Origin of the sequence: Micrococcus sp. MS-ASIII-49 (assembly GCF_000946635.1) — a bacterium.
GTDB classification, from domain to species: domain Bacteria; phylum Actinomycetota; class Actinomycetes; order Actinomycetales; family Micrococcaceae; genus Micrococcus; species Micrococcus luteus.
The window spans coordinates 22,470-42,373 of the sequence record NZ_JXSP01000112.1; the positions used below are offsets into that span (position 1 = coordinate 22,470).

A 19,904-nucleotide genomic window follows, 5' to 3' on the forward strand; every position below is an offset into this window, starting at 1 on the left:
CGCTGAGCGTCGTCGACGGCCCGGCGGAGGCGGGTACCGGCAGGGCAGGGCCCCGCCCCCGGTCAGCCGTGGAAGACCATGTCCTGGTACTCGGGGTAGCGGCGCAGGTAGTCCTCCACGTAGGAGCACTCGGGCACGATCCGGTCACCCTCCGCGCGCAGCCGGTCCAGGACCATGGTCACGAGGGCGCGGGCATAACCGCGGCGGCCGAACTGCTCGTCGATGATGGTGTGCTGCAGGCGCAGGACCACGGTGTCCTCGCCGTCCGCGCCGCGCACGGTCTCCTGGTCGTAGCCGAGGAACCCGATGAAGGTCCCGTCCTGGCGCAGCTCGAAGCGCTGACGGTCCGGGTCCCGGGTCACCGTGAGGCGCTCGTGGACGATCTTCTCGGGCTGGCTCTGGGCGGCGGTGTTCTCCATGACCCGAGCCTAGGGCCGGGGGCGGGCCCGCTCAACGGTGGCCCGGTCGTGCGGGCCGAGGCCGGCGCGGGCGGCTCAGTCGTCCCAGGGGTCGTAGACCTCGACGGCCACCACGTCGCCGTCGAGGTCGAGCGCGCGGTGCGCCACCAGCACAGCGCCGGGCCGCAGCCACGGATCCTCGGTCGGCAGGGCCCGCAGCACGCGGTCCGCCTGGCCGGCGGCCGCGTCCTCGACCACCTCGAACAGGGTCGGCAGCACCGGCCGGTGCGTGCACACGACCAGCGGCCGGGAGCGGCCCATGAGCTCGGCCATCACCTTGCGGGTCTTCTTGGGCTTCTCCCGGGCCGTGGTCTCCGTGAACGCGCCCTTGGTCTTCAGCGGCAGCCGGCTGGACTTCACGAGCGGGGCCAGCGTCTCCACGCAGCGGCGCCACGGGGAGGAGACCAGCCGCTCCGGCCGCCAGGCCGACACGAGGCCCTCGACGGCGAGCGCCTGCCGCCGGCCCGTCGCCGCCAGCGGGCGCTCCTGCTCGGCGCGGGACCACGAGGAGCGGGGCTTGGCCTTGGCGTGGCGCAGCACCAGCAGCGGCACGGTCCGCAGGCGCCCCCGGGAGGCGGCACGCAGCAGCAGGTCGAGCGGTTCGTGATCCGAGTCGTTCGTCAGCAGCCGCCGGGCCTCGTCCGGCCCGACCCAGCGGACCTCGTCCACCTCGTCGCCGTCGGGGAGGGCGCGCTGGCCGTCGACCTCGGCGGCCCAGTACCAGACCTCCTTGCTCTGACGTGCGCCCCGCTTGCCGGGCACCTCGTACGCCGTCACGCACAGCGGGATGCCCGGCCGCAGCTCGAGGCCGACCTCCTCGCGCAGCTCGCGCACCGCGCACTCCGGCAGGGTCTCACCCGGATCGAGCTTGCCCTTGGGCCACGACCAGTCGTCGTAGCGGGGCCGGTGGATCACCATCACCTCGAGGCCGCCGGGCACGCGGCGCCACGGCAGCATGCCGGCGGCCAGCACCTCGGCGCGGGGGCCTTCCGAGACACGGTCCTCCGTGGACCAGCGGGCGACGCGGTCGGCGTGGGACGAGGGCATGGGGCGGGTTCCTCTCGGGGTGCGGCGGCCGCGACGACTGCTGGGGCAGGGCACGGGGCGTGGCCGACCCCGCGGGGGCCGGCCACACCAGGATACGAGGCCGCCGGGATGTGCCCGGCCGGCCCCCGCCCGAGGGTCTCAGGGGCGGCGGTACTGGGCGTCGGCGGCGAACAGCTCGAAGCCGAGGGACGCGTAGAGCGCGACGGCGGCCGTGTTGTCCGCGTCCACGTACAGGTCCACGACGTCGACTCCCTGTTCCGCCATCCGGTGCAGCCCCGCCAGCGTCAGGGCCCGACCGAGGCCGAGGCCCTGGGCGTCGGGGGAGACGCCCACGGCGTACACCTCCCCGACGCGCGGGCCGTCGGCTCCGGCATCCGGCTCCACCTTCGTCCAGTGGAAGCCGAGCAGCCGCCCGTCCGCCTCGCGGGCGGCGAGCAGGAGGCCGTCGGCGTCGAACCAGTCCTCCGCCATGCGGTCGTCGAGGTCGGCGCGGGTCAGGCTGCCCTGTTCGGGGTGGTCCGCGAAGGCGGCGGCGTTCACGTCCAGCCAGGCCTGCTCGTCCTGGCCGGGGACGAAGCCGCGCAGGGCCACCCCGTCGGCGAGCCGCACCTCCGGCAGGGCGGCGAGCGCCGCGTGCGACAGGCGCATCCGGCGCAGCTCGCGGACGGGCTCGAGGCCGTGCCGCCGGGCGAGCCGGACCGCCCCCGGGAGCATGCCGTGGGCCCAGACGCTCGTGGTCGCCTCCCGCGCCAGGTCCCGGACCGCGGCGGCCGCGGCGTCGGCCAGGACGGTCCCCCGTCCGGTGCGGCGTGCGGTCGGATCGACGACGAGCTCGAGCACGGCCGCCGCGCCCTCCGGCACGAGCACGGCCGCCCCGTCGATCGCCCCGTCCGTGCCCCGGGTGGCCCCCCACCAGAGCTGCCCGCCGCGGGCGAGCAGCACGCGCGTCTGGTCCGAGAGCGGGGGATGGCCGTCCGCCGCCCCGGCACGGTCGGCCAGGTCCAGGACGGCGCTCGCCTCCTCCGGGCGCGGGGTGACGACGCGCGGCATGCCGTCGGCGTCGGAGGTCGTGGGGGTGGGGTGTTCGGCCATGCCGGCCACCCTACGGAAGGAGGACGGTGGCCCGCGAGGTGCGCCCCGCCGTCGCCCGCCCAGGGCCCAGCCGGTGCGCACCTGGCAGGATGGGGCAGGTGATGCGCTTGTCCATGGCCCTGAGTGCGGCCGTCGCCGCCCTCGTCCTGGGCGGTGCCGCGTTGCTGGGCCCGGTCCCCGCCGCCCTCGCCGCCGCCGTCGTGATCCTGGTCATCGCCTGGGGCTGGCCGCGGCAGATGGGGGCGCCCGCGCGCCTCTCGCTCAGCGTCACCCTGGCCGTCGCCGGGGGCATCGCGGTGCTGCTCATGCTGCTGTGGCCGCCGCTCGAGGACGGCCACAGCGGGGCCTGGACGCTCTTCGAGCCGCTCGCCGTCGTCGTCGCCTGGAGCACCATGGCCTCGTTCGTCGTCCAGCTGGTGCGCGGGACCGGCCGGCCGCTGCGCCTCGAGTCCACCGTCGCCACGATGGGCGGGGCGTTCATGGCCGTCGTGACGGCGTGCTGGGTGGCCGTCTCACGCTGGAGCGACACCCCTGCGGTCGCCGGGCTGGTCATCACGCTGGCGGTCACGGTGGCCGCGGTCTCCCTCGTCGGCCTCACCCCGTGGATGCAGGGCCGGCCGGGAGTCCTGGCGCTCGTCGTCATCCCCCTCGGCACGGTGCTCGCCTGGCCCGTCTCGGCGCTGGCCGGCGTGGGCGCCCGGGACCGGCCGGCCGTCACGGCCGCGGCGCTCGCGGTGGCCGTGCTGGTGTCCCTGACCGCCGCCACGGCGCCGTCGTCGCGGCCGCGACCCGAGGACCGGCCGGTGGGCACCACCCTGCGCCCGCGCCGGGCGGGTTACGCCCTCGCGTTGGCGCCCGTGGGCGCGGCCGGCGTGGTGGCGCACGTCATGGTGGGCTTCCTGGCCTGACAGGTCGGGCCCGCTCGGTAGGATGTCCCGCATGGATACCCTTCTTGCGCTCGAGATCTTCTTCCTGGCCCTCGTGGTCCTGGCCGGCCTGGGCATGGCCGCCGTCGCCGCGGTCGTCATCAGCGGCCTCTTCAAGGGCCAGCGCTGAGGACGCGCGGCCCGCTGTCGGGCCGCGCCGTGATCTGCCATGGCGACTGAACTCCCGTACGACCTCACCCCCGAGCTCGCGCCCCTGTCCTGGCTCATCGGCAGCTGGGAGGGCCAGGGCCGCCTCGGCGACGGCTCCGCCGGGACCGAGATCTTCTATCAGCGGGTGGACTTCACCGAGCACGGTCTGCCGTTCGTGGAGTACCGCGCCGAGTCGTGGCTGTGCGAGGCGGACGGCACGCTGCTGCGTCCGCTGACCGTGGAGTCCGGCTTCTGGCAGGTGGACCGGGCGCGGCGCGACGGCGACGTCGGCCCCGGCATGCGCCCGGCGGACATCGTCCCCGCGTTCCGCTCCGCCGAGGACGTCGAGCGGCTGCGCGCCGGTGACGAGGGCTTCGGCCTGACCGCCACCATCACGCATCCGGGCTCGCTGTCCGAGCTGTACTACGGCCGCATCAAGGGCCCGCAGCTGCAGCTGGCCACGGACGCGGTCCTGCGTGGCTCCGCCGCCGGCCCGTACCACCGGGCCACCCGCATGGCCGGTCTCGTGAACGGGCAGCTGTTCTGGCGCTGGGACGTCGCGGACGCCGCGGGCGCCGAGCTCGAGGCGCACGCCTCCGCCATCCTGGACCGCATGCCGAGCGCGGCCGAGGGTCGGCTCGCTCCGGGGGCCGAGCGTCCTCGCGGGGCTCGCGGGGAGCAGTCGTGACGACCTCCCGCAGCCCGCTGCTGGACCTGGCCGTGGCCGAGCCGCAGGGGCCGGCCGGCGGCGCCGTCGAGGGCCGCGGCCCGGACGCCGGCGTCGCCGCGCACTACGGTCGCCCCCTGCCAGAGCAGCGCGCCCTCGCCCGGGGCCGCGCCCTGGTCGACCTCTCCCACCGGGCCGTGCTCTCCGTGTCCGGCCCGGACCGGCTGAGCTGGCTGCACACGCTCGGCACGCAGCACGTCGAGACGCTGCCCCCCGGCACGAGCACCGAGATCCTCTTCCTCGACGTGCAGGGGCGGATCGAGCACGCCGCCCACCTGCTCGAGGACGGTACCGCGGCCTGGCTCGTCACGGACCGCGAGGACGGCCCGGGCCTGGCCGCGTGGCTCACCTCGATGCGCTTCTCCCACGACGTCACGCTGCGGGACCACACCGGGGCGGTCGCCGTCGTGGGCGCCACCGCGCCCGTGCCCGGCTGGGAGGACCGCACCGTGTGGCTGGACCCGTGGCCGCGCGTCGGGGCGGGCGGCTGGGCCTACACGGCCGATCCGGATCCGGCGACCCACCCGGGTGCGGACTGGTCCTGGCGCGAGTACCTCATCACCCGGGCCGACCTCGAGGCCACCGTCCGCGCGCTCGGCACGGGCGTGCTCGCGGGCTGGTCCCTGGCGGGCACGACGGCGGCCGAGGCGCTGCGCATCGAGGCCGGCCGCCCCCGCCGGGCCCTCGACGTGGACGACCGCGCGATCCCGCACGAGCTGGACCTGCTGCGCACCGCCGTGCACCTCGAGAAGGGCTGCTACCGCGGTCAGGAGACCGTGGCGCGCGTGCACAACCTGGGCCGCCCGCCCCGCCGCCTCACCCGCCTGCTCCTGGACGGCTCCGTCCACGCGCTCCCCGAGCACGGTGCCCCCGTGATCCTCCGGCCGGCCGAGGACACGCCCGAGGCCCGCGCCGCCGCCCGTCCGGTGGGGACGGTCACCGCCGCGGCCCAGCACCATGAGGCGGGCGCCGTCGCCCTGGCGCTGCTCAAGCGCACGGTGCCCGTGGACGCCGAGCTGCTGGTCCGCGAGGACGCTCCCGGCGAGGACGGTGCCGCCGAGGGCGGCTGGATCGCCGCGAGCCAGGAGCCGCTCGTGTCCCCGGACGCCGGGCAGGTCGTCGGCCGACCGCGCGGCGTGGGCCGCCTGCGCTGACCGACTCGCCGGCTCAGTCCAGCGCGAGGACGGTCCGCGTGCCCGCCGCCTCCAGCCCGACGGCGATCGCCACGTGGTGCGCGGCTGTGTGGCCCGCCAGCACCTCGGCGAACGGCAGCAGCCCCTCCAGCGCCGCCCGGTCCATCGCCACGGCCACCGCGTAGCGGCCGAGCCCACGACCGCGCAGCCGCGGTGGGGTGAGGGTGCCCAGCGAGGCCAGCACGCCGCCCGTCACGCGATGCCCCGCCGCCGCCACCGCGGCTTCGATCGCCCGTCCCGCGCCGTCGTCGGGAACGAGCGCGACCGAGGACTCCCAGGAGGGGACACCCGCCTCGGCCATGTCGTCTGCGGGGGCCTGCGCGACCACGGCGTGGACGTGGGCGGGGTCGTCGGACACGGCGACGGTGCGCGAGGGGTCGACCGGCGGCGGTTCCTCGGTCGCGTAGAGCGTGAACTCGCCACGCGAGCGCACCGCCTCCCCGGCGGCGGCCCGCACCGCCGTCCGCAGCAGGGCCGACTCCACGCCCAGCGCCTCGGCGGGCACGCCGCGGCAGGCACGCGTGAACCACGCCGGCCCCGCCACGACGGTGGCCCAGGGCAGGGCCAGCACCTCCGCCTCGGCCCCATCCGGCCGGACCACCTCGATGCGGCGCGGCTCGGCGCCCGCCGCCGGGGCGTCGCCGGGCAGCAGCGCGGTGTCGGGCAGGCCGAGCCGACGCGCCAGCCCGAGGGCCAGCACGCCGACGGCGGGGTGGTCGGGTCTCACCGGCCGAACAGGATCTTCGCCTCGTCGTAGCGCGAGACCGGCACCTTCTTGAGGCCCTTGAGGGCGGCGCTCATGGGGATGGAGATGATCTCCGTGCCGTTGGCCGCCACCATCTGTCCCCAGCGGCGCTGCGCGACGAGGTCGACGGCGCCCATGCCGAAGCGCGTGGAGAGCACGCGGTCCGTGGCGGTGGGGGCGCCGCCGCGCTGGATGTGGCCCAGGATGGTGCTGCGCGTCTCGATGCCCGTCATCTCCTCGATCTCGCGGGTCACCCACTCGCCGATGCCGCCCAGACGCGGCCGGCCGGACGCCTCGACGCCGGCCTCGGCCAGCGGGTCGTCGTGGCCCTCGGGGACGAAGCCCTCCGCCACCACGACCAGCGGGGAGCGACCGCGGTCGTGGACCTGCTGCACCCACTCGGCGACCTGGGACATCGGGGTGCGGACCTCGGGGATGAGGATCGCGTGGGCGCCGGCGGCCATGCCCGAGTGCAGGGCGATCCAGCCGACGTGGCGGCCCATGACCTCGGCGACCATGCAGCGGTGGTGGGACTCGCCCGTGGTGCGCAGCCGGTCCATGGCGTCCGTGGCGATCTGCACGGCCGTGTCGAAGCCGAACGTGTAGTCGGTGCCCTGCAGGTCGTTGTCGATCGTCTTGGGCACGCCCACGATCGGCAGCCCGTCCGCGGCCAGGCGGTTCGCGCCGGCCAGGGTGCCCTCGCCGCCGATGGCGATGACGGCGTCGATGTCCAGCTCGCGCAGGTTGCGGAGCATGTTCTCCGGGCCGCCGCCCTCCGCGTTGTAGGGGTGCGTGCGGGAGGTGCCGAGGATGGTGCCGCCGGTGCGGGCCAGGCCGCGCACGCGGGAGCGGGGCAGGTCCTCGACGTCCTTCTCGATCAGGCCGGACCACCCGTTGCGGATGCCCACCATCTCCATGTCGTACGACTTGATGCCGTGCAGGACGGCGGAGCGGATGACGGCGTTGAGGCCGGGGCAGTCGCCTCCGGAGGTGAGCATTCCGACGCGCATGGGGGTCCTCTCGGGCGTTCTCGTGGGGGTCGGCACCACCCTAGGCGTGCCCGCCGCGTCGCGTCAGGGGACGGGCGACGGGCGGCGGGTCAGCCGAGGGCCACGAGGACGGCGACCTGGAGGGCCGTCGCACCCACGAGGATGCCGCTCGCCGGGCCGAGGGTGCCGGGACGACGGCCGCTGAGCAGAGCGCCCAGCAGGACGGGGGCGATCACCGCGAGCGCGGCGACGAGCATGGGCACCGCCAGCAGCGTGGGGGTCGGACCGACGCCGAGCAGCAGGCTGATCCCGAGGGCGGCGAGCGCGGCGAGGACGGCCCCGGCGTAGGTGGCGGCCTGCGCGATCGGCCCGAGGCGCGGCTTCGCGGCCGTGGCTGCGGACCCCGAGCCGGTCGGGGCGGTGGCCGCCCGGGGGGCCTCCTCGGCCAGGCGCGTCGCGGCTCGCCGCTCGCGGGAGTGGACGTGGTCGCGCCAGGTGCCGGTCGCGGGGTCGATCCACTCGGGGCGGAAGCCGTGCGGGTCGGTGACCTCGGCCGCCCGCTCGCGCGGACCTCCGCCGACGTACCAGGCCGGGCGCGGCACGGCGTGGGCGGGCTGGTCGGCGTCGGGGACCCGGCCCGGGGCCACGCGGGCCTGCGCCCGGCCGTCCCAGCGGGTCACGAGCCACCAGACGAGCACGGCCAGCGCGCCCAGGCCCAGGAGGGAGCCGGGGCCGCCCACGGCCGGGGCGATGAGGGTGAACCCGGCGCCGAGCAGCAGGTTGAGGGCGCCGATCGCCCCGATCACGCCGATGGCCACGGTGGCGTCCTGCCACTCCCTGCGGCGCAGGCGGCCGAACTGCACGCGTCCGTCGGCGTCGGGGAGCACGGCCCAGGCGGCCGCGTAGGCCAGCAGGCCCAGGCCCGCGGAGACCATGCACACGGCGACGAACACGCCGCGGGCGAGCAGCGGGTCGATGCGGTAGCGCTCGGCCACCCCGCCGAGCACCCCGCCGACCCACGAGGCCGGCGAGCGGCGCACGCCCCAGCTCAGGACGGCGCGGCGCAGCCAGCCCGGCAGGGCGTCCAGTCCGTCGGGGCCGGTCTCGCCCGAGGCGGCTCCGTCGGGGGCGACGTGGGGGCCGGGGCCGGTGAACGGGTCGTGTGTGCTCGTCATGTCTCCATCCTCGTCCGCCTGCGGCCCCCGCCCATCCGGGAACTCCCGGAATCCTCCCCGGATGTGCCGCCCCGTCCGACACGGCAGGATGGGGGCATGCCCACCCCGTCCGCGCCCGCGCCGGCCCCGCGTCCGCCGTTGATGCGGCACGGGGCCGACCGTCCGGTGTCCGGCGTCGCCGCGGGGCTCGCCCGGCACCTCGGGATGCCCGCCGGCCGCGTCCGCGCGGCCCTGGCGCTGCTGAGCCTGCTGGGCGGCGCGGGCCTGGCCCTGTACGTGTGGCTCTGGCTGCTCATGCCGGAGGAGGGTCCGGACGGCGCCCCCGCCGCCGACGCCCCCACCCTGCGTGGTCGCGCCCCCGAGGTGCTCGAGCGGGTGCGCGAGGGCGGCTGGCCGGTGCTGCTGGCCGCCGTGGTGCTCGGCGTGGGCGTGCTGACCGTCGCGGACGGCCTCGGCCTCACCGTCGACTGGGCGCTCGTGGGCCCGGTGGCCGTCCTCGTGATCGGCCTCGGCCTGGCCTGGATGCAGCTCGACCTGGCGGGCGGGCCCCGGGCCGGGCGGAGCGGACGACTGGTCCGCCTCGTGCTCGGCACGGCCCTCGTGCTGCTGGCGGTGCTGGCCATCGTCCTGGGCGCCGTGAGCTCGGGCGAGCTGTGGCGGGCTCTGCTGGCCGCCGTCGCGATGCTCGCCGGCGCGGCGCTGGTGGCCATGCCCTACGCCCTGGCCTGGCTGCGCCGACGCGACGCGGAGCGGACCGCGTTCGCGGTGCAGGCCCAGCGCGCCGAGATCGCGGCGCACCTGCACGACTCGGTGCTGCAGTCCCTCGCCCTCATCCAGCGGCGCGCCCAGGACGCGGACGTGGTGGCCCGGGTGGCCCGCGCCCAGGAGCGTGAGCTGCGTCAGTTCCTCGCCCTGGACTCCCGCGGCGGCCCGCACTCCCTGGCGGAGGCGCTCGACCAGCACGCCGCCGCCGTCGAGGACGCCCACGGGGCCCGGGTGGAGGTCGTGGCCGTGGGGCGGGCCGCGGGGGCGTGGCTCGAGCCGCTCGCGGCCGCGGCGCGCGAGGCCATGCAGAACGCGGCCCGGCACGCCGGCGACGCGCAGGTCTTCGCGGAGGCCGGTGAGGACGACCGCGGCCGCACCGTCGCGGAGGTGTTCGTCCGGGACCGCGGCCCCGGCTTCGACCTGCCCACGGTCCCGGCCGACCGGCTCGGCGTGCGGGAGTCGATCCTCGGCCGCATGGAGCGTGCCGGCGGGACCGCCCGCATCCGGTCCGGCCCGGGCGGCACCGAGGTCCACCTGACGCTGGCCGAGCCCGAGGGTGCGCGAGCGCGCACCGGACAGGAGCACCCATGACCGACCCCGCCCCGCGCACGGCCGTCATCGTGGACGACCACGCGATCTTCCGCTCCGGCCTGCGCGCCGACCTGGACCCGGACCGACTGGCCATCGTCGGCGAGGCCGGGGACGTGGACGAGGCCGTCCGCACCGTGCTGGACCTGGCGCCGGATGTGGTGCTGCTGGACGTGCACCTGCCCGGCGGGGCCGGCGGCGGGGGAGCGGAGGTGGCCGAGCGCGTCCTCGCGCGCCGACCCGCGCAGCGGTTCCTGGCCCTGTCCGTCTCGGATGCGGCCGAGGACGTCGTCGCCGTGATCCGTGCGGGGGCCCGCGGCTACATCACCAAGACGGCCTCCGGCGCGGAGGTGGCGGACGCGGCGGTCCGCGTGGCCGACGGCGACGCGGTGTTCTCGCCCCGGCTGGCCGGGTTCGTCCTCGACGCCTTCCGCGGCACGGCGCCCGCGCCCCCGCTCGTCCCCGCCGCGGCGGCGAGCGGGGCTGCGGCCCCCGACGAGGACCTCGACCGGCTCTCGGCACGGGAGCGGGAGGTCATGCGGCTGATTGCCCGCGGCTACACCTACCGGGAGGCCGGGGCGGAGCTGTTCATCTCGGACCGCACGGTCGAGACCCACGTGTCCTCCGTGCTGCGCAAGCTCCAGCTCTCCAACCGCCACGAGCTGACCCGCTGGGCCGCGCGCCGCGGATACGCCTGAGCCCCGCGGCACGCGGCGTCGCGGGGCTCAGGGGCGGGGTGTGCGGCTCAGGCGCTGAGCAGGGCGCGGATGCGCTCGACGCCCTCGGCGAGGTCCGCATCGCCCAGCGCGTAGGACAGTCGCAGGTAGCCGGACGGGCCGAACGCCTCGCCGGGGACCACGGCGACCTCCGCCTCGTCGAGGATGAAGGCGGCCAGCTCGGCCGACGTCGTGGGGGTGACGCCGCCGCGGTAGGTCTTCCCGAGCGCCTCCCGCACGTCCACGTACGCGTAGAACGCACCCTGCGGGGTGGGACAGTGGAAGCCCGGCACGGCGTCCATGGCTTCGACCATGGCCCGGCGCCGGCGGTCGAACGCCGTCTTCATCTCCGCCACGGCGTCCAACGGGCCGGCGATGGCGGCCAGCGCGGCCCGCTGCGACACGTTGGCCACGTTCGAGGTGGCGTGGGACTGCAGGTTCGTGGCGGCCTTGACCACGTCCAGCGGGCCGGCCATCCACCCGACGCGCCAGCCCGTCATGGCGTAGGTCTTGGCGACGCCGTTGAGGATCACGGACTGCTCCGCCAGCTCGGGCACGGCGCGGACGATCGAGGTGAACGGCATGCCGTCGTAGGTCAGGTGCTCGTAGATCTCGTCGGTGACCACCCACAGCCCCCGCTCCCGTGCCCACCGGCCGATCGCCGCCGTCTCCTCGGGGGAGTACACGGCGCCGGTGGGGTTGGAGGGGGAGACGAACAGGAGCACCTTGGTGCGGTCCGTGACGGCCTCGTCGAGCTGGTCCACGGTGACCTTGTAGCCCTGCTCGGGGCCGGCGAACACCTCGACCGGCACGCCGCCGGCCAGGCGGATCGCCTCCGGGTAGGTGGTCCAGTAGGGGGCGGGGACGAGCACCTCGTCCTGCGGGTCCAGCAGGGCGGCGAAGGCGTTGTACACGGCCTGCTTCCCGCCGTTGGTCACGAGCACCTGGGCGGCCTCGAGGGACACGCCGGAGTCGCGCAGCGTCTTGGCCGCGATCGCCTCGCGCAGCTCGGGCAGGCCGGCGGCGGGGGAGTAGCGGTGGTTCTTCGGGTCCCGGGCCGCGGCGACGGCGGCCTCCACGATGTAGTCCGGGGTGGGGAAGTCGGGCTCGCCGGCGCCGAAGCCGATCACCGGGCGCCCGGCGGCCTTGAGCTCCTTGGCGCGGGCGTCGACGGCGAGGGTGGCGGAGGGCGCGATGGCGGACAGACGGGCGGAGACGCGGCGGGCGGGCGCGGCCATGAGGACCTTCTTCGAGCTCGACGGGGAGGGCGGGGCGGAGCGGGGCTCCGTCCTGCCAGGGTACTGACTGCCCGGGGCCCGTTCGACTCCCGCCGCCCGATGGCGTATCCTGGATCTCCGGTACCGCGTTCGCGGTCGATCCCGCGAGGGTTCGGTCGGCTCCGTCGGTTCGAAGGGTAGTGGCGCAATTGGTAGCGCAGCGGTCTCCAAAACCGCAGGTTGCAGGTTCGAGTCCTGTCTGCCCTGCTCGATGCCGGGCCTCGTGCTCGGCATCGGACGTGTAGAAAGCGATTCGGCGATCCGACGAGTGAGGCCACGTGACTGAGATGGCGGCGAACGGCGGGGGGCCCGCCCCCACGCCGAGCAGGCAGCGTCGCGGGCTGTTCGCGCGGATCGCGCTGTTCCTGCGCCAGGTGGTGGACGAGCTCCGCAAGGTCGTCACCCCCACGAGCGAGGAGCTGCTGCGCACGACCGGAGTGGTGCTCGCCTTCGTGGCGTTCATGATCCTGCTGGTCATGGGGCTGGACTGGGTGTTCGGCACCGTGGCGGGTCTCCTGTTCGGCGCCGGCGGCCTCTGAGCCCGGCGCGGACGGTCCCGACGTCGCAGGACGCGTCCCCCGCACGCCCGTGAGGGCCCTCCCCGACGGCAGGGCCCGCCGTCCGTCAGCAGAAAGCAGGAACCGTGTCCGAGCAGGAACTGGATCGTCAGCCCGCCGAGGAGTCCGTCCCGATGTCGGAGGACGCCGTGGCCGAGGAGACCGCCGAGACCGCGCAGGACGCCGGCACGCCCGTCGAGGACGCCCTGGACGAGGTCGCCGGCAGCGGTGACGAGACCGCCGAGGCCACCGTGCAGGAGGCCGACCTGGCCGTCGCCGAGGGCGAGGACGCACCGACCCCCGTCGAGGAGCAGTCCGACGACGAGCCCGCCGTGGACCCCGCCGAGGAGCTGCGCACCCGCCTGCGCCGCCAGCCCGGCGACTGGTACGTCGTCCACACCTACGCCGGCTACGAGAAGCGCGTGAAGACGAACCTCGAGGCCCGCATCCTGACCCAGGACATGGAGGACTCGATCTACGAGATCGAGGTCCCCATGGAGGAGGTCGTGGAGATCAAGAACACCACGCGCAAGATCGTCTCGCGCGTGCGCATCCCGGGCTACGTGCTCGTCCGCATGGACCTCGACGACGCCTCGTGGGGCGTCGTACGGCACACCCCGGGCGTCACGGGCTTCGTGGGCAACGACGCCCACCACCCGCAGCCGCTCAGCCTGGACGAGGTGTACGACATGCTCGCCCCGTCCGTGATCCAGGAGGCCGCCCGCGCCGCCGAGAAGGCCGGCCTGGCCGTCCCCGCCGCGGCCGAGTCCGGCGCGCCCGCCGCCCCCGCGATCCACGTGGACTTCGAGGTCGGCGAGTCGGTCACCGTCAACGACGGCCCGTTCGAGACCCTCCCGGCCACGATCTCCGAGATCAAGCCGGAGGCCCAGCAGCTCGTGGTGCTCGTCTCGATCTTCGAGCGCGAGACCCCCGTGACGCTGTCCTTCAACCAGGTGACCAAGGCCATCTGAGGACACCCGACGCTTCCGCACCGGGCCGGCCGCCTGCCGGCCCGGACGCGGCACCGGCCGCCGCGCCACGGCGGCCACCGCCCCCGGTGCGCTCCTGCGCCGAGGGTCCCCCAGTGAGAGAAGGATCCACTCATGGCTCCCAAGAAGAAGGTCACCGGTCTGATCAAGCTTCAGATCCAGGCCGGCGCCGCCAACCCGGCCCCGCCCATCGGCCCCGCCCTGGGCCAGCACGGCGTGAACATCATGGAGTTCTGCAAGGCGTACAACGCCGCCACCGAGTCGCAGCGCGGCAACGTGGTCCCGGTCGAGATCACCGTGTACGAGGACCGCTCGTTCACCTTCGTGACCAAGACCCCGCCGGCCGCCGAGCTCATCAAGAAGGCCGCCGGCGTCGCCAAGGGCTCCGCCACCCCGCACACGGCCAAGGTCGGCACGCTGACCCAGGCCCAGTGCGAGGAGATCGCCCAGACCAAGATGGAGGACCTGAACGCCAACGACGTCCAGGCCGCCGCCAAGATCATCGCGGGCACCGCCCGCTCGATGGGCATCACCGTCGAGGGCTGACGCCCACCCCCACCCCCTTCCAGTGGCAGGGCCGAGCGCGGCCCGCAGACCACGACTGCACAAGGAGAAGAACGCAGATGGCACAGCGCAGCAAGGCATACAAGGCGGCCAAGGCCGCGATCGGCGAGGATCTGTACTCGCCGGTGGAGGCGATCCGCCTCGCCAAGGAGACCAACCCCTCCAAGACCGACGCCACCGTGGAGGTGGCCCTCCGCCTCTCGGTCGACCCCCGCAAGGCCGACCAGATGGTCCGCGGCTCCGTGAGCCTGCCCCACGGCACCGGCAAGACCGCCCGCGTCGTCGTGTTCGCCACCGGTGACCGCGCCGAGGCCGCCCGCGCCGCCGGCGCGGACGTCGTGGGCGACGACGACCTGATCGCCCGGATCTCCGAGGGCTGGGTGGACTTCGACGCCGCCGTGGCCTCCCCGGAGCTCATGGGCAAGGTCGGCCGTCTGGGCAAGGTGCTCGGCCCCCGCAACCTGATGCCGAACCCCAAGACCGGCACCGTGACCCCGGACGTGGCCAAGGCCGTGGCCGACATCAAGGGCGGCAAGATCGACTTCCGCGTCGACAAGCACTCCAACCTGCACTTCATCATCGGCAAGACCTCCTTCGAGGCCAAGGCCCTGGTGGAGAACTACGCCGCAGCCCTCGAGGAGGTCCTGCGTCTGAAGCCGTCCTCCTCCAAGGGCCGCTACATCTCCAAGGCCACCGTGGCCACCACCTTCGGCCCGGGCGTGCCCATGGACCCGAACGTGACCTCGGTGGACTCCTCCGAGCTCTGAGCCACGCGGCCCCGGTGATCGGGGCCCACGACGTCGGCCGGTCGTCCCCGCAGCGGGGACGACCGGCCGGCGTCGTCCCGGGTCGATTTTGCGGGCCCGCCCCGGACGTGTACGCTGGTGCCTACCGAAGACCGCCGGTCGTGGTGCCCTGCCTCCGGGCAGAGCCCACCGAAGGATCTCCCTGACGGAGACGGCCCGCGCAGGTGAACGTGAGCCACGCTCGCATCCGCACGTCGACCCTCCGGGTCCGGCCGCGTCGATGCTCCTGCTGCGCCCCGTGCATCTGCACGGGGCGCTTTCTCGTCTCGGGGTGGCGGTTCCCACGCATCATCGAGAGGAGTGCCATGGCGACGTCCGCGAAGGAGTCGGCGGTGGCTGAGCTCACGGACCTGTTCCGTGAGTCCAGCGCCGCTGTTCTGACGGAATACCGTGGCCTGACGGTGACGGAGCTCAAGCAGCTGCGCGACTCCATCCGTCAGGACGCGACCTACGCCGTGGCGAAGAACACGCTGGCCGAGATCGCGGCCAAGGACGCCGGTCTGGAGGGCCTCGAGGCTCACCTGTCCGGTCCCACCGCGATCGCGTTCGTGACCGGGGACCCGGTCAACGTCGCGAAGGCCCTGCGTGACTTTGCCAAGGATCACGAGAAGCTCGTGCTCAAGGGCGGCTACATGGATGGCCAGCCCCTGGACGAGGCCGGCATCAAGAAGCTCGCGGACCTCGAGTCCCGCGAGGTGCTGCTGGCCAAGTTCGCCGGCGCGATGAAGGGCAGCATGTCCAAGGCTGCCGCCCTGTTCCAGGCGCCGCTGTCCAAGACCGTCCGCACGGTCGAGGCGCTGCGCGCCGCGCAGGGCGAGGCTGCCTGAGCAGTCCGCCCCGGGCTGCACGGCCCACCACTTCACACGTAGTCAAGACGTACCCGTAAAGGAGCCATCATGGCCAAGCTGACCACCGAAGAGCTGCTCGCCGCGTTCGAGGAGCTGACCCTCATCGAGCTGTCCGAGTTCATCAAGGCGTTCGAGGAGAAGTTCGACGTCACCGCCGCCGCCCCCGTGGCCGTGGCCGCCGCCGGCGGTGCCGCCGGCGGTGCCGAGGCCGCCGCCGCCGAGGAGAAGGACGAGTTCGACGTCGTCCTCGAGGCCGCCGGCGACAAGAAGATCGGCGTCATCAAGGAGGTGCGCGCCCTCACCTCCCTCGGCCTGAAGGAGGCCAAGGACCTGGTGGACGGCGCTCCCAAGCCCATCCTCGAGGGCGTCAACAAGGAGACCGCCGAGAAGGCCAAGGAGCAGCTCGAGGGCGCCGGCGCCACCGTCACCCTCAAGTGATGATCGCGGCCTGAGCCGCATCACGCCTCCTCACGAGGCCCCCGGACCCGCGCTGCGGACCGGGGGCCTCGTGGCGTCCCGGGTCACGCACCCCCGGCTGGACAGGGGCGACGGGCGCGGATAGGATGGATCTTTGCATCTCCCCTGTTCCGTGCCGCCCGCAGGACCTCGCGTCCCGCCGTGGCCCGCACGGTTCCGCACGGCCTTCATATAGCGGTGGGCCGGCGCCGCCGTCTCGCGGCAGGGGAGCGAACGGAACCCAGAAGGCCTGTGGAAGGATCCTACGTGGTCGCCTCGAGCACCTCCAACGAAACCGCTACCGTCTCCCCGCGATCCGGCGCCTCCGCCGGACGCGTCTCCTTCGCCAAGATCTCCGAGCCGCTGGACGTGCCGGACCTGCTGGCGCTGCAGACCGAGTCGTTCGACCGCCTGATCGGCAATGAGCGGTGGGCCGCGCGCGTGGACGCCGCCCTGGCCGCCGACGACCACTCCGTGCCCGTCACCTCGGGACTGACGGACATCTTCGAGGAGATCTCCCCGATCGAGGACTTCCAGGGCACCATGTCCCTGTCCTTCGCCGAGCCCGAGTTCGCCGACGCGAAGATGACGGAGGAGGAGTGCAAGGATCGCGACGCGACCTTCTCCGCCCCGCTGTACGTCAAGGCCGAGTTCATGAACAACACGACCGGCGAGATCAAGCAGCAGACCGTCTTCATGGGCGACTTCCCGCTGATGACCCGCAACGGCACGTTCATCATCAACGGCACCGAGCGCGTCGTCGTCTCCCAGCTGGTCCGCTCCCCGGGCGCCTACTTCGAGCGCACCCCGGACAAGACCTCGGACAAGGAGATCTTCTCCGCGAAGATCATCCCCTCGCGCGGCGCCTGGTTCGAGCTCGAGGTGGACAAGCGTGACCAGGTCGGCGTCCGCCTCGACCGCAAGCGCAAGCAGCCCGTGACGGTGCTGCTCAAGGCCATGGGCTGGACCGAGTCCCGCATCCTGGAGGAGTTCGGCCACTACGACTCCATCCGCGCCACCCTCGAGAAGGACGGCACCGCGGACCAGGACGAGGCCCTGCTCGACATCTACCGCAAGCTGCGCCCGGGCGAGCCGGCCGCCGTCGACGCCGCGCAGACGCTGCTGAACAACCTGTACTTCACCCCGAAGCGCTACGACCTCGCCAAGGTGGGCCGCTACAAGCTCAACCGCAAGCTCGGCGTGGACGTGCACCTCGGCGACCCCAACGCGTCTGTGCTCACCGAGGACGACATCGTCCAGATGGTGCACTTCATCGCCGCGCTGCACGCCGGCGAGACCGTCATCAAGGGCACGCGCGACGGCGAGCCGGTGGATGTGCGCGTGGAGATCGACGACATCGACCACTTCGGCAACCGTCGCATCCGTGCGGTGGGCGAGCTGATCGAGAACCAGATCCGCACCGGCCTGTCCCGCATGGAGCGCGTCGTGCGCGAGCGCATGACCACCCAGGACGTCGAGGCGATCACCCCGCAGACCCTGATCAACATCCGCCCCGTGGTGGCGGCGATCAAGGAGTTCTTCGGCACCTCGCAGCTGTCCCAGTTCATGGACCAGAACAACCCGCTGGCCGGCCTGACGCACAAGCGTCGCCTGTCCGCGCTCGGCCCGGGCGGCCTGTCCCGCGACCGTGCCGGCATGGAGGTCCGTGACGTCCACCCGTCGCACTACGGCCGCATGTGCCCCATCGAGACCCCGGAAGGCCCGAACATCGGCCTCATCGGGTCGCTGGCGACCTTCGGCCGGATCAACTCCTTCGGCTTCATCGAGACCCCGTACCGCCGCGTGGTCGACGGCCGGGTCACGGACACCGTGGACTACCTGACCGCCGACGACGAGCTGGCCTTCCAGATCGCCCAGGCGAACGCCCCGGTGGATGAGGACGGCCGGTTCGAGGAGGAGTTCGTGCTCTGCCGCCAGCGCGGCGGCGACGGCGAGCCCGTGCTCTCGACCGTGGACGAGATCGACTACATGGACGTGTCCCCGCGCCAGATGGTGTCGGCGGCCACCGCCCTGATCCCGTTCCTCGAGCACGACGACGCCAACCGCGCGCTCATGGGCGCGAACATGCAGCGTCAGGCCGTGCCGCTGCTCCGCTCCGAGGCCCCCTACGTGGGCACCGGCATGGAGAAGTACGTGGCCGTGGACGCGGGCGACTCCGTGACGGCCACCCAGGGCGGCGTCGTGACCGAGGTGGCCGCGGACCTGGTGACCGTCATGAACGACGACGGCACCACCACGCACTACCCGATCATGAAGTTCGCCCGCTCGAACCAGGGCAACGCCTACAACCAGCGGGTGCGCGTCTCCGAGGGCGAGCGGGTGGAGCCGCTGAGCATCATCGCCGACGGTCCCGCCACGGACAACGGCGAGCTCGCGCTCGGCAAGAACCTCCTCGTCGCGTTCATGCCCTGGGAGGGCCTGAACTACGAGGACGCGATCATCCTGTCCCAGCGCATGGTCTCGGAGGACGTCCTCACCTCGATCCACATCGAGGAGCACGAGGTCGACGCCCGCGACACCAAGCTGGGCGCCGAGGAGATCACGCGCGACATCCCCAACGTGTCCGAGGAGGTGCTCTCGCAGCTCGACGAGCGCGGCATCATCCACATCGGCGCCGAGGTGGAGGCCGGCGACATCCTGGTCGGCCGCGTGACCCCGAAGGGCGAGACCGAGCTGACCCCGGAGGAGCGCCTGCTGCGCGCGATCTTCGGCGAGAAGTCCCGCGAGGTCCGCGACACGTCCCTGAAGGTGCCGCACGGCGAGTCCGGCACCGTCATCGGCGTGCGCATCTTCGACCGCGACGAGGACGACGACCTGCCCCCGGGCGTGAACCAGCTGGTGCGCGTCTACGTGGCGCAGAAGCGCAAGATCACCGACGGCGACAAGATGGCCGGCCGCCACGGCAACAAGGGCGTCATCTCGAAGATCCTGCCGCTCGAGGACATGCCGTTCCTGGCGGACGGCACCCCGGTGGACATCGTGCTGAACCCGCTCGGCGTCCCCGGCCGCATGAACCTCGGCCAGGTCATGGAGCTGCACCTGGGCTGGGCCGCCTCGCGCGGCTGGGACATCCAGGGCGAGCCGGAGTGGATCAAGGACCTGCCGAACTTCCCGCGGCAGTCCGGTCCGGTCAACGTGGCCACCCCGGTGTTCGACGGCGCCGAGGCGTACGAGATCACGGGCCTGCTCGGCCACGTGAACGTGACCCGCGACGGCGACCGTCTCATGAGCGACAGCGGCAAGGCGCAGCTGTTCGACGGCCGCACCGGCGAGCCGTTCCCGGACCCGGTGTCCGTGGGCTACATGTACATGCTCAAGCTGCACCACCTGGTGGACGACAAGATCCACGCCCGTTCCACGGGCCCGTACTCGATGATCACGCAGCAGCCGCTGGGCGGTAAGGCCCAGTTCGGCGGCCAGCGCTTCGGCGAGATGGAGGTGTGGGCGCTCGAGGCGTACGGCGCGGCGTTCACCCTCCAGGAGCTGCTGACCATCAAGTCCGACGACATCCACGGCCGCGTGAAGGTCTACGAGGCCATCGTCAAGGGCGAGAACATCCCGGAGCCGGGTGTTCCCGAGTCCTTCAAGGTGCTCATCAAGGAGATGCAGTCCCTCTGCCTGAACGTGGAGGTCCTCTCCGCCGACGGCCAGGCCATCGAGATGCGCGACGCGGAGGACGAGGTCTACCGCGCCGCCGAGGAGCTGGGCATCGACCTCTCCCACGCCGAGCCCAGCTCGGTGGAGGAAGTCTGAGCCGGGCCCGATCCCGCATCCACAAGACGTCACCTGAGAACCACTGAACCAAGGGAGTTCAC

19 protein-coding genes and 1 tRNA gene are annotated in these 19,904 nt (G+C 73.7%); 13 read left to right on the forward strand and 7 right to left on the reverse strand.

The window, feature by feature from the left end; translation table 11 throughout:
• Window positions 1-62: 62 nt before the first annotated feature.
• From SJ20_RS07945 to mshD, 3 genes are all read right to left on the reverse strand, one after another.
• On the reverse strand, window positions 63-419 hold the full coding sequence (locus tag SJ20_RS07945; RefSeq protein ID WP_041103569.1) for a GNAT family N-acetyltransferase: 357 nt from the start codon (window positions 417-419) through the stop codon (window positions 63-65).
• 75 nt (window positions 420-494) lie between these two features.
• Window positions 495-1,505 (reverse strand): NUDIX hydrolase, encoded by a 1,011-nt coding sequence (locus SJ20_RS07950; protein WP_041103568.1) that lies wholly within the window; start codon window positions 1,503-1,505, stop codon window positions 495-497.
• Between the two features lie 138 nt (window positions 1,506-1,643).
• Window positions 1,644-2,597 (reverse strand): mycothiol synthase, encoded by a 954-nt coding sequence (gene mshD / locus SJ20_RS07955; protein ID WP_041103567.1) that lies wholly within the window; start codon window positions 2,595-2,597, stop codon window positions 1,644-1,646.
• 101 nt (window positions 2,598-2,698) lie between these two features.
• Here mshD and SJ20_RS07960 point away from each other — a divergent pair, with 101 nt between their 5' ends.
• From SJ20_RS07960 to SJ20_RS07970, 3 genes are all read left to right on the forward strand, one after another.
• The gene (locus SJ20_RS07960; RefSeq protein ID WP_230594474.1) at window positions 2,699-3,505 is read left to right on the forward strand and encodes a hypothetical protein; all 807 of its coding nucleotides are present in this window, start codon (window positions 2,699-2,701) and stop codon (window positions 3,503-3,505) included.
• A 187-nt stretch (window positions 3,506-3,692) separates the two neighbouring features.
• Window positions 3,693-4,361 carry an FABP family protein gene (locus SJ20_RS07965; RefSeq protein WP_036337900.1) on the forward strand — a complete coding sequence of 223 codons (669 nt, stop codon included), beginning with the start codon at window positions 3,693-3,695 and terminating at the stop codon, window positions 4,359-4,361.
• A complete protein-coding gene (locus SJ20_RS07970; protein ID WP_041103565.1) occupies window positions 4,358-5,554 on the forward strand; it encodes a folate-binding protein YgfZ in 1,197 nt (398 codons plus the stop codon). Before SJ20_RS07965 ends, SJ20_RS07970 begins: the two co-directional genes overlap by 4 nt.
• A gap of 13 nt (window positions 5,555-5,567) precedes the next feature.
• Here SJ20_RS07970 and SJ20_RS07975 read toward each other — a convergent pair whose 3' ends face one another.
• From SJ20_RS07975 to SJ20_RS07985, 3 genes are all read right to left on the reverse strand, one after another.
• Window positions 5,568-6,320 carry a hypothetical protein gene (locus SJ20_RS07975; protein ID WP_041103564.1) on the reverse strand — a complete coding sequence of 251 codons (753 nt, stop codon included), beginning with the start codon at window positions 6,318-6,320 and terminating at the stop codon, window positions 5,568-5,570.
• Complete coding sequence (locus SJ20_RS07980; RefSeq protein WP_036317733.1) at window positions 6,317-7,348, reverse strand: 6-phosphofructokinase; 1,032 nt, start codon at window positions 7,346-7,348, stop codon at window positions 6,317-6,319. Before SJ20_RS07980 ends, SJ20_RS07975 begins: the two co-directional genes overlap by 4 nt.
• Window positions 7,349-7,437: 89 nt before the next feature.
• Window positions 7,438-8,502 (reverse strand): PspC domain-containing protein, encoded by a 1,065-nt coding sequence (locus SJ20_RS07985; protein WP_041103563.1) that lies wholly within the window; start codon window positions 8,500-8,502, stop codon window positions 7,438-7,440.
• 96 nt (window positions 8,503-8,598) lie between these two features.
• Between SJ20_RS07985 and SJ20_RS07990 the strand changes: the two genes are divergently transcribed.
• Entirely contained in the window at window positions 8,599-9,858 is a 1,260-nt protein-coding gene (locus SJ20_RS07990) for an ATP-binding protein (protein ID WP_036317738.1), read from the forward strand.
• Window positions 9,855-10,553 (forward strand): response regulator transcription factor, encoded by a 699-nt coding sequence (locus tag SJ20_RS07995; protein ID WP_041103562.1) that lies wholly within the window; start codon window positions 9,855-9,857, stop codon window positions 10,551-10,553. Before SJ20_RS07990 ends, SJ20_RS07995 begins: the two co-directional genes overlap by 4 nt.
• Before the next feature lie 47 nt (window positions 10,554-10,600).
• On the opposite strand, the gene SJ20_RS08000 is transcribed toward SJ20_RS07995, so the two are convergent.
• A complete protein-coding gene (locus SJ20_RS08000; RefSeq protein ID WP_041103561.1) occupies window positions 10,601-11,809 on the reverse strand; it encodes a pyridoxal phosphate-dependent aminotransferase in 1,209 nt (402 codons plus the stop codon).
• A gap of 173 nt (window positions 11,810-11,982) precedes the next feature.
• Between SJ20_RS08000 and SJ20_RS08005 the strand changes: the two genes are divergently transcribed.
• The 8 genes from SJ20_RS08005 to rpoB all read left to right on the forward strand — a co-directional run bounded on the left by SJ20_RS08005 (window position 11,983) and on the right by rpoB (window position 19,842).
• Window positions 11,983-12,055 (forward strand) — tRNA-Trp (locus SJ20_RS08005).
• Between the two features lie 80 nt (window positions 12,056-12,135).
• A complete protein-coding gene (gene secE / locus SJ20_RS08010; RefSeq protein WP_036317743.1) occupies window positions 12,136-12,387 on the forward strand; it encodes a preprotein translocase subunit SecE in 252 nt (83 codons plus the stop codon).
• A 104-nt stretch (window positions 12,388-12,491) separates the two neighbouring features.
• On the forward strand, window positions 12,492-13,376 hold the full coding sequence (nusG, locus tag SJ20_RS08015; RefSeq protein ID WP_036317744.1) for a transcription termination/antitermination protein NusG: 885 nt from the start codon (window positions 12,492-12,494) through the stop codon (window positions 13,374-13,376).
• Between the two features lie 132 nt (window positions 13,377-13,508).
• Window positions 13,509-13,940 (forward strand): 50S ribosomal protein L11, encoded by a 432-nt coding sequence (gene rplK, locus SJ20_RS08020; RefSeq protein WP_010080374.1) that lies wholly within the window; start codon window positions 13,509-13,511, stop codon window positions 13,938-13,940.
• A gap of 77 nt (window positions 13,941-14,017) precedes the next feature.
• Complete coding sequence (gene rplA / locus SJ20_RS08025) at window positions 14,018-14,725, forward strand: 50S ribosomal protein L1 (RefSeq protein ID WP_036317746.1); 708 nt, start codon at window positions 14,018-14,020, stop codon at window positions 14,723-14,725.
• A 344-nt stretch (window positions 14,726-15,069) separates the two neighbouring features.
• A complete protein-coding gene (rplJ, locus tag SJ20_RS08030) occupies window positions 15,070-15,591 on the forward strand; it encodes a 50S ribosomal protein L10 (protein ID WP_002854782.1) in 522 nt (173 codons plus the stop codon).
• A 69-nt stretch (window positions 15,592-15,660) separates the two neighbouring features.
• The gene (rplL, locus tag SJ20_RS08035; protein WP_036317747.1) at window positions 15,661-16,050 is read left to right on the forward strand and encodes a 50S ribosomal protein L7/L12; all 390 of its coding nucleotides are present in this window, start codon (window positions 15,661-15,663) and stop codon (window positions 16,048-16,050) included.
• 285 nt (window positions 16,051-16,335) lie between these two features.
• The gene (gene rpoB, locus SJ20_RS08040; protein WP_036317750.1) at window positions 16,336-19,842 is read left to right on the forward strand and encodes a DNA-directed RNA polymerase subunit beta; all 3,507 of its coding nucleotides are present in this window, start codon (window positions 16,336-16,338) and stop codon (window positions 19,840-19,842) included.
• Window positions 19,843-19,904: the final 62 nt, after the last annotated feature.